The 18,448-nt window shown below is 26.0% G+C and carries 19 protein-coding genes and 2 pseudogenes; 6 read left to right on the forward strand and 15 right to left on the reverse strand.

Annotated elements, in window-relative coordinates:
- Positions 1 to 66 precede the first annotated feature (66 nt).
- Complete coding sequence (locus EIH23_RS07040; RefSeq protein ID WP_122639513.1) at positions 67 to 3,180, forward strand: ligand-binding sensor domain-containing protein; 3,114 nt, start codon at positions 67 to 69, stop codon at positions 3,178 to 3,180.
- Positions 3,181 to 3,267: 87 nt separating this feature from the next.
- Here the strand turns inward: EIH23_RS07040 and EIH23_RS07045 are convergent, their stop codons facing one another.
- From EIH23_RS07045 to EIH23_RS07090, 10 genes and pseudogenes are all read right to left on the reverse strand, one after another.
- Complete coding sequence (locus tag EIH23_RS07045) at positions 3,268 to 4,473, reverse strand: MFS transporter (protein ID WP_122639514.1); 1,206 nt, start codon at positions 4,471 to 4,473, stop codon at positions 3,268 to 3,270.
- A 296-nt stretch (positions 4,474 to 4,769) separates the two neighbouring features.
- Complete coding sequence (locus tag EIH23_RS07050; protein ID WP_122639515.1) at positions 4,770 to 6,137, reverse strand: MATE family efflux transporter; 1,368 nt, start codon at positions 6,135 to 6,137, stop codon at positions 4,770 to 4,772.
- Between the two features lie 128 nt (positions 6,138 to 6,265).
- Positions 6,266 to 6,979, reverse strand: a pseudogene (locus EIH23_RS07055) (M48 family metallopeptidase).
- Between the two features lie 10 nt (positions 6,980 to 6,989).
- Positions 6,990 to 10,154, reverse strand: a pseudogene (locus EIH23_RS07060) (type I restriction endonuclease subunit R).
- Positions 10,155 to 10,917: 763 nt separating this feature from the next.
- Positions 10,918 to 11,373: a hypothetical protein gene (locus EIH23_RS07065; RefSeq protein ID WP_122639516.1), complete on the reverse strand. Its 456-nt coding sequence runs from the start codon at positions 11,371 to 11,373 to the stop codon at positions 10,918 to 10,920.
- 9 nt (positions 11,374 to 11,382) lie between these two features.
- Complete coding sequence (locus EIH23_RS07070; RefSeq protein ID WP_122639517.1) at positions 11,383 to 11,763, reverse strand: competence protein CoiA family protein; 381 nt, start codon at positions 11,761 to 11,763, stop codon at positions 11,383 to 11,385.
- Between the two features lie 56 nt (positions 11,764 to 11,819).
- Positions 11,820 to 12,221 (reverse strand): hypothetical protein, encoded by a 402-nt coding sequence (locus EIH23_RS07075; protein WP_122639518.1) that lies wholly within the window; start codon positions 12,219 to 12,221, stop codon positions 11,820 to 11,822.
- Between the two features lie 67 nt (positions 12,222 to 12,288).
- Positions 12,289 to 12,666: a helix-turn-helix domain-containing protein gene (locus EIH23_RS07080; RefSeq protein ID WP_122639519.1), complete on the reverse strand. Its 378-nt coding sequence runs from the start codon at positions 12,664 to 12,666 to the stop codon at positions 12,289 to 12,291.
- A 30-nt stretch (positions 12,667 to 12,696) separates the two neighbouring features.
- Positions 12,697 to 12,999: a hypothetical protein gene (locus EIH23_RS07085; RefSeq protein WP_122639520.1), complete on the reverse strand. Its 303-nt coding sequence runs from the start codon at positions 12,997 to 12,999 to the stop codon at positions 12,697 to 12,699.
- A gap of 101 nt (positions 13,000 to 13,100) precedes the next feature.
- Positions 13,101 to 13,568: a phage antirepressor KilAC domain-containing protein gene (locus EIH23_RS07090; protein ID WP_147515471.1), complete on the reverse strand. Its 468-nt coding sequence runs from the start codon at positions 13,566 to 13,568 to the stop codon at positions 13,101 to 13,103.
- 110 nt (positions 13,569 to 13,678) lie between these two features.
- Between EIH23_RS07090 and EIH23_RS07095 the strand changes: the two genes are divergently transcribed.
- Genes EIH23_RS07095 through EIH23_RS07105 form a run of 3 tightly spaced genes read left to right on the forward strand, consistent with a single transcriptional unit; the run spans position 13,679 to position 14,306 of the window.
- Positions 13,679 to 13,894 (forward strand): DUF1659 domain-containing protein, encoded by a 216-nt coding sequence (locus EIH23_RS07095; RefSeq protein ID WP_122639522.1) that lies wholly within the window; start codon positions 13,679 to 13,681, stop codon positions 13,892 to 13,894.
- Between the two features lie 32 nt (positions 13,895 to 13,926).
- On the forward strand, positions 13,927 to 14,151 hold the full coding sequence (locus tag EIH23_RS07100; RefSeq protein ID WP_122639523.1) for a DUF2922 domain-containing protein: 225 nt from the start codon (positions 13,927 to 13,929) through the stop codon (positions 14,149 to 14,151).
- A gap of 8 nt (positions 14,152 to 14,159) precedes the next feature.
- A complete protein-coding gene (locus EIH23_RS07105; RefSeq protein WP_122639524.1) occupies positions 14,160 to 14,306 on the forward strand; it encodes a YvrJ family protein in 147 nt (48 codons plus the stop codon).
- 110 nt (positions 14,307 to 14,416) lie between these two features.
- Here EIH23_RS07105 and EIH23_RS07110 read toward each other — a convergent pair whose 3' ends face one another.
- The 5 genes from EIH23_RS07110 to EIH23_RS07125 are packed head-to-tail and all read right to left on the reverse strand — an operon-like array spanning position 14,417 to position 16,723.
- Positions 14,417 to 14,680: a Mor transcription activator family protein gene (locus tag EIH23_RS07110; RefSeq protein ID WP_122639525.1), complete on the reverse strand. Its 264-nt coding sequence runs from the start codon at positions 14,678 to 14,680 to the stop codon at positions 14,417 to 14,419.
- A gap of 18 nt (positions 14,681 to 14,698) precedes the next feature.
- On the reverse strand, positions 14,699 to 15,088 hold the full coding sequence (locus EIH23_RS07115) for a hypothetical protein (protein ID WP_122639526.1): 390 nt from the start codon (positions 15,086 to 15,088) through the stop codon (positions 14,699 to 14,701).
- An 18-nt stretch (positions 15,089 to 15,106) separates the two neighbouring features.
- Entirely contained in the window at positions 15,107 to 15,808 is a 702-nt protein-coding gene (locus EIH23_RS07120; protein WP_122639527.1) for an ATP-binding protein, read from the reverse strand.
- A gap of 10 nt (positions 15,809 to 15,818) precedes the next feature.
- Positions 15,819 to 16,481, reverse strand: coding sequence for a hypothetical protein (locus EIH23_RS16255; protein WP_147515474.1), 663 nt, complete (start codon positions 16,479 to 16,481; stop codon positions 15,819 to 15,821).
- Positions 16,482 to 16,495: 14 nt separating this feature from the next.
- A complete protein-coding gene (locus EIH23_RS07125; RefSeq protein ID WP_122639528.1) occupies positions 16,496 to 16,723 on the reverse strand; it encodes a LexA family protein in 228 nt (75 codons plus the stop codon).
- A 244-nt stretch (positions 16,724 to 16,967) separates the two neighbouring features.
- Here EIH23_RS07125 and EIH23_RS07130 point away from each other — a divergent pair, with 244 nt between their 5' ends.
- Positions 16,968 to 17,876: an SDR family oxidoreductase gene (locus tag EIH23_RS07130; protein ID WP_122639529.1), complete on the forward strand. Its 909-nt coding sequence runs from the start codon at positions 16,968 to 16,970 to the stop codon at positions 17,874 to 17,876.
- A gap of 119 nt (positions 17,877 to 17,995) precedes the next feature.
- Positions 17,996 to 18,439, forward strand: a complete 444-nt coding sequence (locus EIH23_RS07135; protein ID WP_122639530.1) for a MarR family winged helix-turn-helix transcriptional regulator — start codon at positions 17,996 to 17,998, stop codon at positions 18,437 to 18,439.
- Positions 18,440 to 18,448 lie beyond the last annotated feature (9 nt).

Raw genomic sequence — 18,448 nt, forward strand, 5'->3', positions numbered from 1 at the left:
GACAAAGTATATAAAATAATATTTAATTAAAATATAATTATATTTAAGGGGAGTATTTGTATATTTATGAATAGGGATAAGATAATAACATTTATGACACTGCTTTTAATATGTATATGCTTGCCTGCAATAGCTCATGCCTCTGAATTTATGTTTTATAATCTTACAACATCAGATGGATTATCACAAGCTTCAATAAATTCTATCTATCAAGATAGCTCAGATTATATTTGGATTGGTACTAAAAATGGCCTAAATAGATACAATGGCTTTAAATTTGAAATTTATAATAAAGGCTTTAGTGAAAAACGAAATATTATTGATAGCTATATTACATGTCTAAACGAAGACTTAAATAATAATTTATGGGTAGGAACACATGATGGTTTAAGTAAGATTAATTTAAAAACTGAGAAAATAACTAATTACACTGTAACTAATAGTTCACTCTCATCAAATAAAATTATGGATATCAAAATTAATAATCAAGGTGATATTATAATTGCTACATCAAATGGATTAAATATCTATGATCATACTAAAGATAATTTTATTTCTTTAGTTAAACAAGACTTTAAACTTTCATATTCAAAGATATTATCTATAGAGTTTTATAATGATAATGAAATTTATATGATATCAAAAAATCACCTTTTAAAATATGACATGATCAATAACGAATATAGCATTATTAAATCCTTAACTGAAGATGCTATTTTTACAACTTTATCATTATATAAAGATGCTATATACTTAGGAACTGAATATGATGGTCTATATGTTTATAATATTAGCACTAAAGAAATTGATAATAAATATAAGTTATATATTAATGACGATAGTGGTAATTCCCATACTATTAACCATATTTATAATGATAATACAGGAATTTATGTCGGCTCAACTAACGGATTATATATATATAAAGAAAACGATTTTCCAAAACATTTTACAAATAATTCGTATGATGAATATTCATTAATTAATAATAATATTTCTTACATTATGAAAGATTCTAGCGGACTTTTATGGATAGGTACATTTTGTGGAATAAGTACAGTAGACTGTACTTTAGGAATAAGCTATTATGATAATTTTGTTGTTGACCCAGATGTAAAAAATAACATTATAGTTGGTACATATGAAGATGTTAACGAAAATCTATGGCTTGGGGTTTATGGAAATGGTATTAGTATATTGGATAAAAAAAATAATACTATCAAACAACTGAATACTAAAACTGATAACAAATTAAATTCTGATACTATTTGGGATATAAAAGGTAATGAAAAATATGTTTTTGCTACATCCTCCGTTGGGTTAAATATTATTAATAGAGAAACTTTAAAAGTACAAAGTTTATTGGACAATAAATTTTGCCATACCTTATATGTAGATGGAGACTATCTATGGGTTGGAACTATAGGTGGTTTTGATATTGTTGATTTAAATGACTTTAGCGTAAAAAGTATTAACAAACTGCTTACTGAAAATAACATAAATATTAACTTAGGTGGACCTATTTTTAAAGATTCACAAAGTATTTATTGGCTTGGTGGTGCAAGTAAAGAAGGTTTGATACAATTTGACCCTAATAATAACTCTGTAAATCTCTTCAAATATAATGAGTTTGAAAATAGTATTTCTGATAATACTATTTTATCGATTACTGAAGATTCTAAAGGAAATTTATGGTTTGGTACTGAAAGTGCTCTGAATAAATATAATAGGTTGACTAAAGAATTCAAATCATATTCCATTGAAGATGGACTTTCTAATAATACTATTTATAGTATTATCCCTTTTAATGATAAAATATTGATAAGTACAAATTCAGGGATAAACTGTTTAGAGTTTAAAAATGATGAATTAACAACTGTAAAAAAATATTTAAATAAAGTAGAATTTTCTATAAACTCATTTTTAAAAACAAAAAACGGAGAATATATTTTGGGATCTATTAGTGGTATATATGTTATAGATCCAAATATTATAGAAAGTAATACAACTTCTCCTGTGCTACACTTTGACAATGTCTCTATAAATGGAGTAGATATAAATGATTCAAATAATATTTCCATGGACTATAAAGAAAACTTTATTACCATGAGTTTATTTACTAATATTTATAATAATGTGCAAAATATTGATTTTTATTATCGTATAAATAATGATAAATGGACATTAATGCATGATAATGAAGTTACACCCTCAAATTTAGCTGATAAAAAATATACTATAGATTTTATAGCTCAAAATTTTAATGGAAATCATAGTGAAATTGAAAGTATTTCTTTTTATGTAAATCCGCCATTTTGGAGAAGTAAATTTGCTAAATTTATTTATTTCTTACTATTTTTTATAATTATAATATATGTTTCATTTAAAATAGTACATTTGAAGAATGCTATTACTCTAAAAAATAAGCAATTAGCTAAAGAAATAAATGAAAAAAATGAAATTCTTCAGAAAAATATTGAATTAGAAAAACGTAAAAATAATTACTTGATCAATATGTCACATGAACTTAGAACTCCATTAAATGTTATAGGAGCAACCCAACAATTGATAGTTAATCTTAATAAAACAGGATCTATTTCTTCAAATGAACTATCAAGATATATGAAGATAAATGATAATAATTTAAAAAGACTTTTAAATATTATTAATGATTTAATTGATTCTTCTAAAATGAATGAAGGTATTTATAATCTACTTTTAGAAGAAAATGATATTATATATGTAGTTGAAGAGGCAGCTTTATCGTTAAAAAGTTTAGCTGAAGAAAAAGAAATAGACCTTATTGTCGATACAAATATAGAAGATTGTATTATGAAATTTGATCAAGATGCTATTGAAAGATGTATTATAAATATTGTTGGTAATGCTATAAAATTTACCGATTCTTATGGCAAAATACTTGTTAATATAGTTGATTCAAAAGATATATTAACTATAGAAATAAGTGATAATGGTAGCGGAATACCACCAGAAAAAATAGATAGTATATTTGATAGGTTTAGCCAAGTTGTAAGTTCAAAAAGAGAATTTTCAAAAGGTAGCGGTCTAGGACTTACTATTACAAAAGGATTAATTGAGCTCCATGGTGGAGATATTACTGTTACAAGTGAATTAGGCAAAGGGTCAACCTTTACAATAATATTACCTAAAAAGATTTAAATATTAATAAAACATCTTATTTTAATATCATAATAATTTTATAAACTATTTTAATAATAAAAGTAAGGACATATGCCCTTACTTTTATTATATTCTTATCGATACATTATCCTTATCTTTTTGAATATATTTATTTATAATAATTCCTATAATCAATAAAATCGGAAATATACTCGCTGCTAAAATTCCAATTTTAATATTATCATTAAACATACCTGAGAATCTTCCTACAATAGTTGGACCTAATGAACACCCTAAATCTCCAGCTAAAGCTAAATAAGCAAACATAGCGGTTCCGCCTCCTTTTATTTCTGATGCAGAAATACTAAATGTTCCTGGCCATAGTATACCAACTGAAAAACCACTTATACTACACCCTATAAGTCCTAATATAGGCCAAGATGATAATGAAATTATTAAATAACTAATTAAGCATAAAATTCCACTACAAAGCATAGTCTTTTGAAGATTTATCTTTTCTCCAAACTTTCCATATAATAGTCTTGATATACCCATCATTATTGCAAAAATCATAGGACCTGCTAAATCCCCAACAGTCTTACTAATTCCAAGCCCTTTTTCAGCAAAAGTTGATGCCCATTGGCTAACTGACTGTTCACTAGCACCAGCACATATCATTAATAATACCATTATCCAAAATAGCTTTTTTGATAATAAACCTTTGACTGATAATCCATTTTCTCCATCTTCAATTAAATGAAGTACTGGAACTTTCATAAAGAAAAATGCATTAGCTACTGGAATAATAGCCCATATAAAAGCAAGTAGTTTCCAATTTCCTATTCCAAATATAGCAAAAAATAAAGTAGATAATAATACTACTCCTGCATGCCCCCAACAATAAAATGAATGAAGTAAGCTCATGGCTGATTCTTTATTATCTGTTGGACATGATTCTACAATAGGACTTATTAGAACCTCTATTAATCCTCCTCCAACAGCATAAACCATAACAGATATCATTAAACCAATAAATGGATCGCTAAATAATTCAGGTAATAGCACTAATAATATAAGACCTAAAGCAGCAAAAATATGAGCGATTATAGCTGATATTTTATATCCAATTTTATCTATAAATCCGGCTGCTAAAAAATCAATTATTAATTGTAATCCAAAATTAAAAGTTACTAAAAATGTTATTTTTGATATGGGTATATTATAAGATGATTGAAATGTTAAGAATAGCAATGGAATAAAATTATTTATAATTGCTTGAACAATATATCCCGTAAAACAAGCATACATTGTATGCTTATAAGTAAATTTCATAGTTTTCTACTCCTCCCCTTTTTTAAGTTAATACATAACTTTTATTATCTAATTATCTACAAATTATATTATATATCATTTTAAAATTAAACTATTGTACTTTTTATCCATTTTTTAGTACAATATCCTCAAATTCAACTATCTAGAAATTTTATAGATACTCTTTCATTATAGGTAGTATATTTTTATGATAATTATTCGTTAGGTTAGATGTTTGACAAAATATAGGCATGGATATGAGAATTAGCTATCCATGCCTTAATAAATATATTTAACACGTCTATTTTTTAATTTATTTAAAAATCAATAGACATAGATTTTTTTAATGTAAATGCATTTTTATATAAATATATTTTTCTATATTTGTACATAAAAGCAAATGAAACTATAATAGTTGCAATCTCTGCAAATGGAACTACAAGCCAAACTCCATTTACTCCCATAACTTTTGGAAGTATAGCTATACCAAGTAAGAAAAATCCAAAGGTTCTTAAAAATGATACTATAGCAGATACTTTTCCATTTGAAAATGCAGTAAACATTCCAGAGGTAAATATATTAAATCCTGATATTAAGAATCCTACTGAGAAAATCATAAATCCATTATAAGATATATCAAATAAATTACTTCCCTTTGTTGCAAATAATGATATTAAAATTTCTGCTAAAACTCTAGATAAAACAAATGTTATAATACCAAATACAGAAATTATTATAATACTATATTTAACTAATTTTTCTACTTGCTCTTCATCTTGTTTCCCATAATTATAACTTATTCTAGGTGATGTACCTGAAGTAAATCCTAAATATGCTGAATTTAATAAGAATTGAATATAAAGCATAATTGTAATTGCAGCAACTCCATCTTCTCCTAAAAGCTTAATCATTACTATATTAAATGCAAGTGTTGTAAGAGCTGATGATATTTGCGATACCATTTCTGACATCCCATTTGAACAACTGTTTAAAATAACTTTAAAATTAAACTCAAACTTTACAAAGTGTAGCATGTTCTTTTTATTAAAGAAGTAAATTAACCCAACTAAACTTGGTAAAATATATCCTATACAAGTTGCTAATGCAGCACCTCTAACTCCCATATTAAATTGAACTATAAACACATAATCTAATACGATATTTATTATTCCACCCAAAATAGAGCTTATAAGACCTAGCTTTGGAACACCTGCTGTTACTAAAAAATAATCAAAATAAAGCTTTAGTATTATAAATGGAGTAAAAATTATCATAAAGAATAAATATTCTCTACAATTAAAATATAATGAGTCTGTAGAACCAAGCATATATATTATATTTTTCATAAAAAGTATACATATGATTTCAACTATAATGCCTAAAATTATTGCACTTACTGTTATAAGCGTAAAATACTCTCTTGCCTTTTCAGTTTTGTTTTCCCCCATAGTTTTTGCAACTATAGCACTACCTCCTGTGGCAAACATAACTCCAATTCCTATTAATATATTTATTACCGGATAAACTATATTTGTGGCTGAAAGTGCATTTGCACCAACAAATTTAGATATAAACATTCCATCAATTATGGTATAAAGTGAAAAAAACACCATCATTATTACTGTTGGAAATGTATACTTTAATAATGAAGTCAATTTGACTTTCTTTTGCAATGCATTTTCCATATGGACCTCCTTGTAATATGTGATTATTTATAATATAATAAACTATCCTGTTAGGGGATAGTCAATAGGGATGTTTATAAAAATGAATAATATATATCTCTGCTCTACATAAATCCTACTCAAATACTTTATAAATCCATCTTAATACCATTATTCTTAAGCCACTGCCTTCTCAAATCATAATCAGACATAACGGAACACACCCTATCCCAAAATCCTTTTGAGTGATCCTTATACTCCATATGACTCATTTCATGAACAACAATATAATCAAACACATTAGAAGGAGCCATTATACATCTTCAATTAAAAAGTAACTCATTTTTAACAGTACAACTAGCCCATCTCTTTTTTTGATCCTTTACCTTAATGCCAGATACCTCATCCTTAAAATAACTTTGATAATAAGATACTCTTTCCTTTAGTCTTGATAAAGTCTTTTCTTTATACCAATTTTTTAAAGCTTCTTTAATAGCCTCTTCATCCTTAGTATAAGTTCTAACTACAAACTTACCTCTAAACAACTTCACACTTATATCACTTATACTATCATCTAAAACAACATCCAAAGAATAATTTCTACCAATATACATATAAGACTCACCACTTACTGCCTCCCTATTTATCCTAGTATCATTTACATACTTAACTTCATACTGCTTTTGAACTATCCAACTAGCCTTTGATTTAATTTTTTCTAAAATAATATCCTTATCAACTCCAAATGGAGAGATTACATTAACCTCTCCACTTGGCTCAACTTCAATACTCATAGTTTTTCTTTTTCTATATATTAAATTAAAACTAATTTCCCTAGTTCCATATTTAAATTCTAACTTCATATTCTTACCTCTAGTCTAAAGTTGCATAATGTATCTTAGATAAATTTACCATCTGCTCCTTTAAATCTTTTATTTTTGTCATTGTGTCATTTCCATAAACTTCTCTAAGTTTTGCTGACTTACTTATTAAATACATATAAATCTTACTATCTACCTGTGATACTTTAGTTGGATTCTCACTCCATCCTGTCATATACCAATCATTTATCATTTTAATATTGAATTCCTTACAAAATTCCTTAATAAATTCTACACTAGAATCAGACATATACACTTCTTCTTCCTCACAAACCTTAGAATTTAAATTTGCTCCATCTTCTAAAACCTTTATTAAAGTCTCAAAAATTGCAAACTCTTTTTTCGTAAGTCCTAAATCATTAGCAGCTTCTTCTTCTTCGCTATTTAATTCTCTATCTATAAATTCTTTTAATCTAGCTTTTTTCTCAGTCCAATCAGCCTTAGTTTCTTCAAGTATAGCAACAAGTTTTTCAAATAAACTTGTAAAATAAACTGGATTTTCGTCCATCTTAAGATTTAATACATTCTTTATAGCATGCTCCATACTAGATGCTATAGCTTCATCAGACATATTATTCTCTATTTTTTTCTCAAAATCAGATTCAAATAAAGTTATAGGAGTAATCCAAGATATAACTCCATTAGATTCTAAATGCTTAGAAATAATCTCCTTAACCTTCTCTCCACAATCTGATATATCTAGCTTTTTCTCAGGATTATATCTCATTTTAGCAGCTGCCCTAATATATGATAACCACTTAACATCATTTAATATATCCTTAGAAACATTACCTGGCATAAGCATTTCAACAGAACTTACAAACTTTTTATAAGCAATTTCAAACTCTGCTCTTTTATCTTCTGGCTCAACCACTCTTACAAGTGCATCTATATTATTTTTATCTACTCCAGAAAACATCCTCATAACATTTTCTCTAAGATTCATCATATCATCATAAATACTATCTATAGACTGCATAGGGCTTCCCAACTCATCTTTATCAAATATAACTAAAGCCTCATCTAAAAAGTCTAAAACACCATAATAATCTACAACATAACCACATTTTTTCCTATCACCACAAGTTCTATTAACCCTTGCAATAGCTTGAAGTAATGTATGCTCTTTAAGTGGTCTATCTAAATACATAACCTGCTCAATAGGAGCATCAAATCCTGTAAGTAACATATCCTTAACTATAATAAAACACAACTTACTTTCTTTTGTACTTTTCTTAAACTCTTTTAAAATTTCCTCTTGCTGCTTACTAGTTGTATGATGTTCTTTTAAATATGGCTTATCATTTTGAGATGATGAGAATATAATTTTACACTCTAACTCCTCATCCATAATATCTTTCATATGCTTATTTAAAGCATTATAATACTTTACACAATCTTCTCTTGATACACATACAATCTGAGCTTTAAATTCATTCGGATATATAAATTCTTTGTAGTGTTTTAATATATCCTTAGCAATTTCATCTATTCTATCATCTGCTTCTACAACAGTTCTTTTATTTGCATATTTATTTTTTATAGCTTCTTTTTCTTCATCACTTCTATCACTAAACTCTTTCTCAAATATATCTTCTAAGGTATCTCCTTTTATATGTAAATCATGTCTTCTACCTTCATACACTATTTTTACAGTTGCACCATCTGCCACTGCATCTTTTATAGAATACTTATCTATATATGAACCAAAAGTTCTAGGAATAGACTTATCCTCTTTGTCTATAGGAGTACCTGTAAATCCTATAAAAGTAGCATTAGGTAAAGCATAACGAAGATTCGCAGTAGTAGTGCTATATTGACTACGGTGAGCCTCATCACTCATTACTATTAAATTTTTCTTAGTTGAGAGTACTTCATAATCCTTTTCAAAATATAGATTTCCTATATTATTAGCTTCTTCTTCATTTAATCCTACAATATTTAATTCTTCCTTTTCACTTTGGAACTTTTGTATAGTTGTAGTTATTATTTGAGCATTAGAATTTCTAAGTAACTCCTTCATTTTTTGTATGCTATCAGCTCTTACTGGAGTAGTATTATTTAAATTATTTTGGAAAGTCTCAAATATTTGCTTATCTAAATCAGTTCTATCTGTAATTATTGCTATAGTAGAATCACTTAGTTTCTTTGTATTTCTTATATTTCTAGCTAAAAATACCATTGTAAGTTATTTACCAGAACCTTGAGTATGCCAAACTACCCCACCCTTTTCTAGTGGTGTTTTTCCTTCTTCTATTCTTTTTAAACATTTTCCAACTGCTCTAAATTGTTGGTATCTAGCAACTTTTTTTATTTTTATACTGTTTTCTTTATCTAAATCGTATACTATAAAGTTTTGCATTATATTTAATAAATTTTCTTTTTTAAATACACCTTGAAGTAATATATTTTGTGGGCTATCTTTATAATCTTTCACTTCACTATTTAAAACTGGATAAGCATCTTTCCATTCTACATAATGCTTATAACCACTGCTTATAGTTCCTATAAAAGCTGTATATTTATTTAATATTCCAGTTATAAAATTAGTATAAAATAACCTTTCTGCTCCTTCTATATAATTGGCATCTCTTTTATTCATATATCTACATAGCTGCTCATATCCATCATTTTTGCCTACATTTTCATTAGAGTTACCTTCTTTAAATGGTGATTTACATTCAAGTACAGCTATTGGCATACCATTTATAAAAATTACTATATCAGGTCTTATACTTTCTTGTTCTCCTTTTACCTTAAACTGATTTACTACTAAAAAGTCGTTATTTTCTATGTTTTCAAAGTCTATTAGTTTAACTGTTGGTGTTGATTTTTTATTATCAATTACTTCGCTTACTGTTAATTCTAAATTTATTATATAGTTGTATATTTTTTCATTTATTTCAAGTAAGCCACTTCCTAGATTTTCTGGTCTTTGAAGTATTCTTACTACTTTGTTTATATTTTCTTCACTTATCCATGGGTTTATTTTTTTTAAGGAAGTTTTCATTCTTTTTGCTAGGATTACTTCGCTTAGTGTGTCTCTTTCTCCATGTTCTGGTGTTAAGTCTTTTCCATTTATATATAAATATCCTAATTGTCTTAGGTAATCTATTGCTGGTTTTTCTACTAGTGTGTATTCATTTCCTAGATACAAATGTATTCCCCCTTGTATGATTTTCTATTTATATATTAACATAAAAATAAGTGCTAGGTATTTAGCACTTATTTTCCTATTTATTATTTAAATATCATATATTCTTATATAAATACCTTGGTTTGTATATTTTTCAATTGACATTATAATAAAAATAGTTATAATATTTAAGTATAGTTATATTAGTTTAAAACTTGGCAATAATTAAATAACAAAACATATACTATAATTAGATAAAATTGAGTGCCTCTCTTTGAAATGGGTCATCTTTGATGATTCCCCCGAAGATGATAGCACTCTTTATTAATTTTATCAATATATAGCTTTAATTTCTTAGCATTATCAAAACTATCACTAATGCCATCTAATAAACCTAAATACCTTAATATATCCTCTTGCAATTGTATTGTATTCTCTAGGTTTTTAACCTTATCTTTATAATAATCTATATTTTTGTTTATCTTATGTCCCTTACTTATATCTTCAACTCGCTTAACTATTGATTCAATTACACTTTTAAAATCATTTACTTCATATTTAAACTTACAATCAGATAATGATTTTAATATCTCTTGATTAGTAAAACTATGTATATCATAACTTATATAATCCTCAATATCCCTATATCCTTCTACTAAAATATCTATTTTATTCGATAAATCCCTTAATCTACTACATATATCCTCACTTATAACTTTATAATAATCTATATGATAAGTTTGATCTATAACACTATTTTCATTAATTATTGAATAAACTTTTGCTAATAATTTTTTATTAATTCAAGTTCTTCATAAATCAAACTCTCTTTTTTTAACCTTTCATTTTCTTCTTCTAATTTTTCTATTTCTTCTCTTTGATTTTCACTTATTTTGCCTAAATGTTGGACAAGGCTTTTATATCTTTTTAGTTCTTCATTTAGAAATTTAATTCTTTTAAATAAATTCTTATTTTCTAAAGTATAATCATTTTTAATCCTTTCTTTAAGATTTTTATTTTCAATACTTAATTTATTAACCTTTTCCTGAGCTATACTATATTTTCTTTCTATTTTATTGTATATTACATTAGCTTTTTTAATTAATTCATATTCATTAAAATCTATCAAATCATCCTCTGTCACACATATTTCTAGTACTATATCTATATTTGAATTACTTAGTATCTTATTTAGATAATCTAAGTCCTTTTTATTTTTATAACATATCTCTATAGCCACATTATAATTTCATTCAAGTACTAGAAATATATCAGGTATATAGTTTATATCTAAGTTTCTGTATTCTATATACTTTTCTTTTATATTTAATAATTCTTCTTTTGCAAGTTTTAACTTATTTCCCTCAAATATCACTTTATGATTTTTTATAATCAAGCTTACTATTTTTTCATATAGATATTGTTTTATATATTTATGTATAATGCTCTCATTTATACAGTTATCTCTTTTTATACTGTGAGATAAGTGTTTAACCATTATATCTCCATCTTTTAAAATTAACTTATTGCCACATTCTGGGCAATATACATCACATTGTTTTGATATGTCTTTTACATGATATAATGCTCCATTTATAAGTCCAAAAGGATTCTTTAGTGTTTCTTTCAAAGTTCCCTCCCCTTAATAAAATAAAAACTAGTCTTTTTCGACTAGCTTTTACTTAACTATATACTTTCTAAGTAATCAATAGTTTCTTGTGATAGTTGAACTTGGAATGAAAATCCTTTTACTCCATGATCTCTTAACTTTTCACTATTAACCTTATCTATTTTATTTAAATAATTCTTAACAGGTACCAGCCTTACATATCTAGGCTTCTTAGATATTTCTTGATTTTCATCATTTTCTATGCTAAATTCTTCATCATTTATAGTTTCTTCATATTTAAGAATAGCCCTAACTGAACATTTTAAAAATATTGCACTATATGGTGCTCCTGTGTATATATATACTTCATCCCCTACGTTTAAATCAAACTTTGTTCCATAATCTACAAATCCATTTTTTAAAAAGCTACCTAATATGTCATATTTACTTAAATTGCATGGAAACATACAATATCTCATAGTATTCCCCCTATTATTTTTATTTTCCACCTTAGGAATAAATTATATTCTATCTGATGAATTGTGTCTATTCAGTTACAGTATCCTTATTAATATCATTAGTATATAAAATCCCCATATTTATAGTCATTAAAGCAGCATCTATTGTTTCTTTAGATGCTATTTTCCCGTTATAGGTTAAATTATCTTCTTTTAATATTTTTGCTACTTTCTCTAATATAACTTTTATATCTTTTTCTATTTTCTTCTCGTATCCTAATAAATAGTCTGTTGATACATGTAGTGTATTTGCTATTCTTTTTGTTACTGCTGATTTAGGTTCTGTTAGTCCATTTATATATCTAGATATGTTTGATTCTGTTATATTTGATTTTTTTGCTAGTTCTTTTTGGATAAAATCTAACTCTCTCATTCTTCTATAAATTCTTTCCCCTATGGTTTCCATTTTAATCCCCCTAATGTAATATGTTTAATGTTATAATTTTTCTAAGTGAATGTTATTACCTTTATCTATATAATAAGTTGGATTTACTAAGATTTCATCATATAAGTTATTTTCATTACCTTTGTAAACTATTACATTATAAGATTTATTTTTAAATTCTTCTATTAAACATTTATGATTTTTATGATATCCAAATATATATTCTAATTCTGTTTCCATATTTAAGTCGTGTTTTTGATTGAATATATGTATTGTTTCATTGTTATGGTCTACATAATACCATTTACAATGTCCTTTATGTGCTATATTCCATCTGTGTAAGTTAGTTTTCATATTTTATATATCCCTGTTGTTAAAATTAATTAACAACATTATTAAATATCTATTAAATTATATCATTATTCTTTTATATATACATAATTTTACTTATTTTCCTATATAACCCTCTCAAAAACAGGTAAAATCCCCACACTTTTTAACTTATTATACAAAAACATAACTCCTTTATTAGTCCATCTCATGTTAGGTATAGTATTATCTTTCATCTCAATATAGCTAATATTCACATATCCCCTATCCTTATACTTACTATACAAATGCCAAACTCCACTTTGCTTATACTGAATTCCAAGCTCATGAAGTAGCTTATTAAAAATTCTAGAACTCATACCATAATTATCTGCTATAGTAGTCACCGTAATAGTACCTTTATGATTCATAATTTTATCTAAATAAGAAGCCTTTGTTCTTAACAGACTTATCTCTTCTTCTAATCCCTTTACTTCTTCTAACGCTACAATACTCGCATACTTATTTACTCCATTTATTCTATCTTGTTTAGTTTGTCCTTCTAGAGCTTCTACTAAAGCAAGCCCTTTTTCTATATTAATAAAATTTCTCATATAATCACCCCCAATAATTTTTGTCATATATTACCAGCCCATAATAAATAAAAGTTATATCATTTAATTAAATCAAGGGAAGTTTCCCAAATAAAAAGGAGGTAATATTTATGGCAACAGAATTTAAAAATGCTTCATCTTTAAAGCTACAATTTGACAAGGGTCTTGGAACAGACGGTAAAGCATTAACAGGTAGTAAAACTTTTTCAAATTTAAAATCAGATGCTAATGCTGATGATGTTTTAGAAGTAGCTAATGCTATAGCTTCTTTACAAAAACATGATTTGTATGATGTTTTAAAACTTGACTCTACATCTTTATCATAAAAAATACTTATTAAATATAGGAGGTACTATTTATGGAAACTACTAAAAAATTAATAATGACTTTTAAATCTCAAGGTGATAAAAACGTAAACTTAACAATTGATGATCCAAAAGAAAACTTATCTGAAAGTGAAGTTATATCTGCTATGAACTTAATCATAGAAAAAAATATCTTCTGTCCTGGTGAAGTTGATTTAATAGAAGTAGTAAAAGCTAAAGTAGTTGAAACTAACTCTACTGAATACGATCTTAAGTAGGTGATTTTATGGATAGTGATTTTTTAACTGTTATAGCCAACGTAGGATTTCCAATAGCCTTATCTATGTATTTACTTATAAGGATTGAAGGAAAACTACAAGCACTATCAAACAGTATAAATGATTTATCTAAAACCCTTTTATCTCTCAAATAAATTCTTAATATTTACATATATTTGAATCAAAACAAGAATTTCTAGTCATTGGTGGCATCCCCTAAGTCACATGACTAGAAATTTTTATTTTAAATTATCCTAGTGTATATTTAAGTGTTTTTCAATATTCTTCTTACATGAGATTCACTAATTCTATAAGTGCTTGCACTTTTCTTATAATTTCCATCAAATGTATCTTTTAAAATCTTATCCCTAACGCTTCTACTAATACTTTCTTTTACAGGAACATAAATTGAAGTTCCACCATAATTAATTACCAACTTCTTAAAAGCATCTATCCCAATAATTTCTGCTAATTCTCTAAAGCTTTCTGGAATATCATCTAAACTTACTTTATCTAACATAGTTCCCATATAAATTTCTCCTTTTACTTAATATATTTTAAACATTCTAGATTTAGTTGTTTTTGAATATTTACTTGCAAGTTCAGGATTGTCTTTTTTTAATGATTTAGTATCTATTGTTGTTTTTTCACTACTTTTCCAAGTTATTTTTCTTTCCTTACAAAATGCTGTTTCGTATTCTTTCATTTCATTTTGTAAGAAATGCTCTATTACTTTTTTATCAAATTCTAATTCACATAACATTTTATTTATTTCATCATATTTTTCTAATTTTTCATAAATATCTTCAGTTAATAATATAGTGTCATCTATGCTATTTTTATAAGCTTCTCTTAAATAGCTTGTACATTCTTTGCTTCCAAAAGGATATATATTTTCCTTTACAGATTTATTAAAAAATTTATTTAACATTCCCATATTTATTTCCCCCTATATTTATGAGTAAATTCTATAATTTAATTTCTTACCTCTAAGTTCAATTATGTGGTCCTTACTCATTTCAATTATTCTACTTCCTAAAGCTTCATCAATATTTAGTAACATATCTTTTGTGCACTCTGTACTAATTATCATAGGTAATTTGTTTAGGTATCTATAATTTATTATCTCAAACATTATGTTAATATCGCTTTTGGTAATATTACCTTTAAATAAGTCATCAATTAAAAGAATTCTTGCATTTTTATATCTATCTATAGTTTTTCTATAATACTCTTCGTCTAACATATTTTGTTTAACTTGTGTTATAATATCTCTAAAAGGCATATATATTACGCTTATGCCTTTGTTTAGTAAACTGTTGGCAATTGCCATTGACAAGTGGGTTTTCCCAGAACCTACTTGTCCCATAAATATAATTGAGCTTTCTTTAGTTAAAGCTCTTTTATTTTGCTTAAAATTGATTATTATATCTTGTGCATATGTCTTAGCTTTTGTATATGCATCTAATATCTGATAATCTACTTTATAGTTGAAATTTTCAAAGCTTTTTTCTTTAAATGCTTCACTAATTCCACTCTTTTTGAGTAAATCTTCAGCTATTCTTATACTTCTACAAGAACATGGTGTAGCTTCATCATTATCTAAAATAAATAACATATCCTTGCACTTGTCACATTTATATTTACTTTTATCCATCTTAATTCTCCTATAAATCTATTTGACTAATAGCTTTTGCTTTTTCTAAATCTTCTTTACTTGGTAATTTATAAAGTGAATCTTCTTCTTTGGGTTGGTAAAAATTTATAGATCTAATATTAGATTTCTTTTGAACTTCTTTTTCTTTTTCTTCTTGTTTTTGTTTTTGTTTTTCTTTTTGGTATTTTAATTTTTTATCTTCTTCATTTTTAAATTCACGTGACGTTAATTTTTCTTCTTGAATATTTTCACCATTATAAGCTCTTTCAAATAAGTCTTTTACTTCTTTTTTACTTATATTTTGACTTACAACTTTAAGTAATTCCAAGTCTTTAACGTCTTTTAGTTCTGATTTTATACAATCAAGCATTGGTTTACCACAATTTTTAAAATTATATTTTCCCCATCCTTTTATTGCTATTTCATGAGTTTTAAAATTATATTTTATTAAATTTAAATCATTTTCAAACTTATTTAAAATTAATTTTACTGTTTTTTGAGGTATATTTAAATCAAATCCAATTTGTTTTATTGGTAAAACATAAATCCCACTTTGTTTTGTTGAGTTATTAGTTAAAATATATAAGAAAAGTAATTTTTCTTTATGATTCATATCAACAGAAATTTTTGGATGTTTCCATATATCTACATTTACATTTCTATACAAAGCCATTTTTTATCCCCTTTTTATTTCCATGTTATAGAGTTAAGAGTTATTGATCTGGTAATGTTTTTGCCTTTACTTATCCATCCTAATTCTTCTAACTTATTTAGTCTTCTATGTACTGTGGATGTTGATGATATTCCAAGCATTGCTCCTATATTTCTAACACTTGGTGCATATCCATGAATATTAAAGTATTTTTCAATTACATCATACATTTTTATAATTTTTTCTAAATCTTTATTTTTCATTTTATCTCCCCCCCTTTCATAATTTAATAGTATCAGTCTTAAAAATATATTTCAATAGTTTTACCAAACATACGTTCATAAATTTCAGACAAAAAATGTCTATACCGTTCCGTTTTTGATGAAGTACAATTATTTTTAAAATTATATTATTAATATATTTTAATTTTATACTTTTAGTAATACTTTTCTTTAGTTCTAATATACATTTTATAGTTAACTAAACTATTTTAAGGTGGTGTAATATATGTATCCTATTTATAAGTTTATTGGTAGTGAGACAATATGTAGAGATGTGAATATAGCCTTCCCTCCTCAGCACCAAGATACTATGCCCGGATTAGAATATCTAATGGTTCCAAGACCTATTTCAGAGAATCCTTGTCATAAACCAAGTGATAAGTTAAAAGATAAAGTTGCTATTATAACTGGTGGAGATAGTGGTATTGGTAGAGCTGTTGCTTATCTTTTTGCTAAGGAAGGAGCGGATATTTCTATAGCATATTACCCAAGTGAAGAAAAAGATGCTCAAGAAACAAAATGTAGAATTGAAGAAATAGGTAGAAGATGTTTATTAAATCCTTGTGATTTGACTATTCCTAATTCTTCTGATGAAGTTGTTACAAATACTATCAACACATTTGGAAAAATAGATATTTTAATAAATAACTGTGCTGTTCAATATGTTCAAAATGATTTCTTAGATATTTCTATAGAACAATTAGAAAAAACATTTAGAACAAATATATTTTCTTATTTTTATATGACTAAAGCTGCTCTTCCTTATTTGAAAAAAGGTGCTTCTATAATTAATACAACATCTGTAACTGCATTTGAAGGAAATAAACAGTTAATTGATTATAGCTCTACTAAGGGTGCTATACTTACTTTTACTAAATCATTATCTCAATCTTTAATGGACAAAAAAATTAGAGTTAATGGTGTTGCACCTGGTCCTATTTGGACACCTTTAATACCTGCTTCTTTTTCTGCAAAGGAAGTTAAAACTTTCGGAACATATACTAGTGAAGTTCCTATGAAAAGGGCTGGGCAACCATATGAAGTTGCTACTTGCTTTTTATTTTTAGCTAGTGATGATTCTTCTTATATGTCTGGTCAAATATTGCATCCTAACGGTGGAAATATTGTAGTATAAATAAACTATTGATAAAGTCCAGTAAATTATTTACTGGGCATTTTTATTTTTTAAATATATATTTATATGTGGTATTATATATTAAGATGAATATACTTTTATCTAGATTGAGAATTAATATGAAGGATAAATATATTATTTATTTTATAAGTAGAACTAAAGCTAATATGATAAAGTTTATTGAAAATAAATTAAAAGAAAATAATTTGACTGAATTGATACCAACACATGGGAATATATTAACTGCTCTTTATGAAAGTGATAAGAAGCTAACTATGAAAGAGATAGCTAAAAAAATTGGTAAAGATAAATCTACAGTAACTCCACTAGTAAACAAACTTATAAGTTTAGGATATATAGAAAAGGAAAAATCTATTACAGATAAACGTGTTGCTTATATAAGCTTAACTAAAAAAGCTAGGGATATCGAAGATAGGTTTAATTTTATTTCATCACAAGTAAGAGAAACTGCTTATAAAAACTTTACTCCAGAGGAAAAAGAGGAATTCTTAAGATTACTTAGAAAACTTAATACTAACTTTAAGGTTGAAAATGAAAAATAGAAATGCTTT

Origin of the sequence: Romboutsia sp. Marseille-P6047 (assembly GCF_900604535.1) — a bacterium.
GTDB lineage: Bacteria > Bacillota > Clostridia > Peptostreptococcales > Peptostreptococcaceae > Romboutsia_E.

Excerpts from the sequence above, each read along its gene's own strand:
- EIH23_RS07095 (WP_122639522.1), top strand. The coding sequence starts at position 13,679 with ATGGCAACAGAATTTAAAAATGCTTCATCTTTAAAGCTACAATTTGAC.
- EIH23_RS07130 (WP_122639529.1), top strand. The coding sequence starts at position 16,968 with ATGTATCCTATTTATAAGTTTATTGGTAGTGAGACAATATGTAGAGAT.
- EIH23_RS07120 (WP_122639527.1), bottom strand. The coding sequence starts at position 15,808 with ATGGATAAAAGTAAATATAAATGTGACAAGTGCAAGGATATGTTATTT.
- EIH23_RS07125 (WP_122639528.1), bottom strand. The coding sequence starts at position 16,723 with ATGAAAAATAAAGATTTAGAAAAAATTATAAAAATGTATGATGTAATT.
- EIH23_RS07075 (WP_122639518.1), bottom strand. The coding sequence starts at position 12,221 with ATGAGATATTGTATGTTTCCATGCAATTTAAGTAAATATGACATATTA.
- EIH23_RS07105 (WP_122639524.1), top strand. The coding sequence starts at position 14,160 with ATGGATAGTGATTTTTTAACTGTTATAGCCAACGTAGGATTTCCAATA.
- EIH23_RS07115 (WP_122639526.1), bottom strand. The coding sequence starts at position 15,088 with ATGGGAATGTTAAATAAATTTTTTAATAAATCTGTAAAGGAAAATATA.
- EIH23_RS07090 (WP_147515471.1), bottom strand. The coding sequence starts at position 13,568 with ATGAGAAATTTTATTAATATAGAAAAAGGGCTTGCTTTAGTAGAAGCT.
- EIH23_RS07100 (WP_122639523.1), top strand. The coding sequence starts at position 13,927 with ATGGAAACTACTAAAAAATTAATAATGACTTTTAAATCTCAAGGTGAT.
- EIH23_RS07045 (WP_122639514.1), bottom strand. The coding sequence starts at position 4,473 with ATGAAATTTACTTATAAGCATACAATGTATGCTTGTTTTACGGGATAT.
- EIH23_RS16255 (WP_147515474.1), bottom strand. The coding sequence starts at position 16,481 with ATGGCTTTGTATAGAAATGTAAATGTAGATATATGGAAACATCCAAAA.
- EIH23_RS07110 (WP_122639525.1), bottom strand. The coding sequence starts at position 14,680 with ATGGGAACTATGTTAGATAAAGTAAGTTTAGATGATATTCCAGAAAGC.
- EIH23_RS07040 (WP_122639513.1), top strand. The coding sequence starts at position 67 with ATGAATAGGGATAAGATAATAACATTTATGACACTGCTTTTAATATGT.
- EIH23_RS07080 (WP_122639519.1), bottom strand. The coding sequence starts at position 12,666 with ATGGAAACCATAGGGGAAAGAATTTATAGAAGAATGAGAGAGTTAGAT.
- EIH23_RS07085 (WP_122639520.1), bottom strand. The coding sequence starts at position 12,999 with ATGAAAACTAACTTACACAGATGGAATATAGCACATAAAGGACATTGT.
- EIH23_RS07135 (WP_122639530.1), top strand. The coding sequence starts at position 17,996 with ATGAAGGATAAATATATTATTTATTTTATAAGTAGAACTAAAGCTAAT.
- EIH23_RS07050 (WP_122639515.1), bottom strand. The coding sequence starts at position 6,137 with ATGGAAAATGCATTGCAAAAGAAAGTCAAATTGACTTCATTATTAAAG.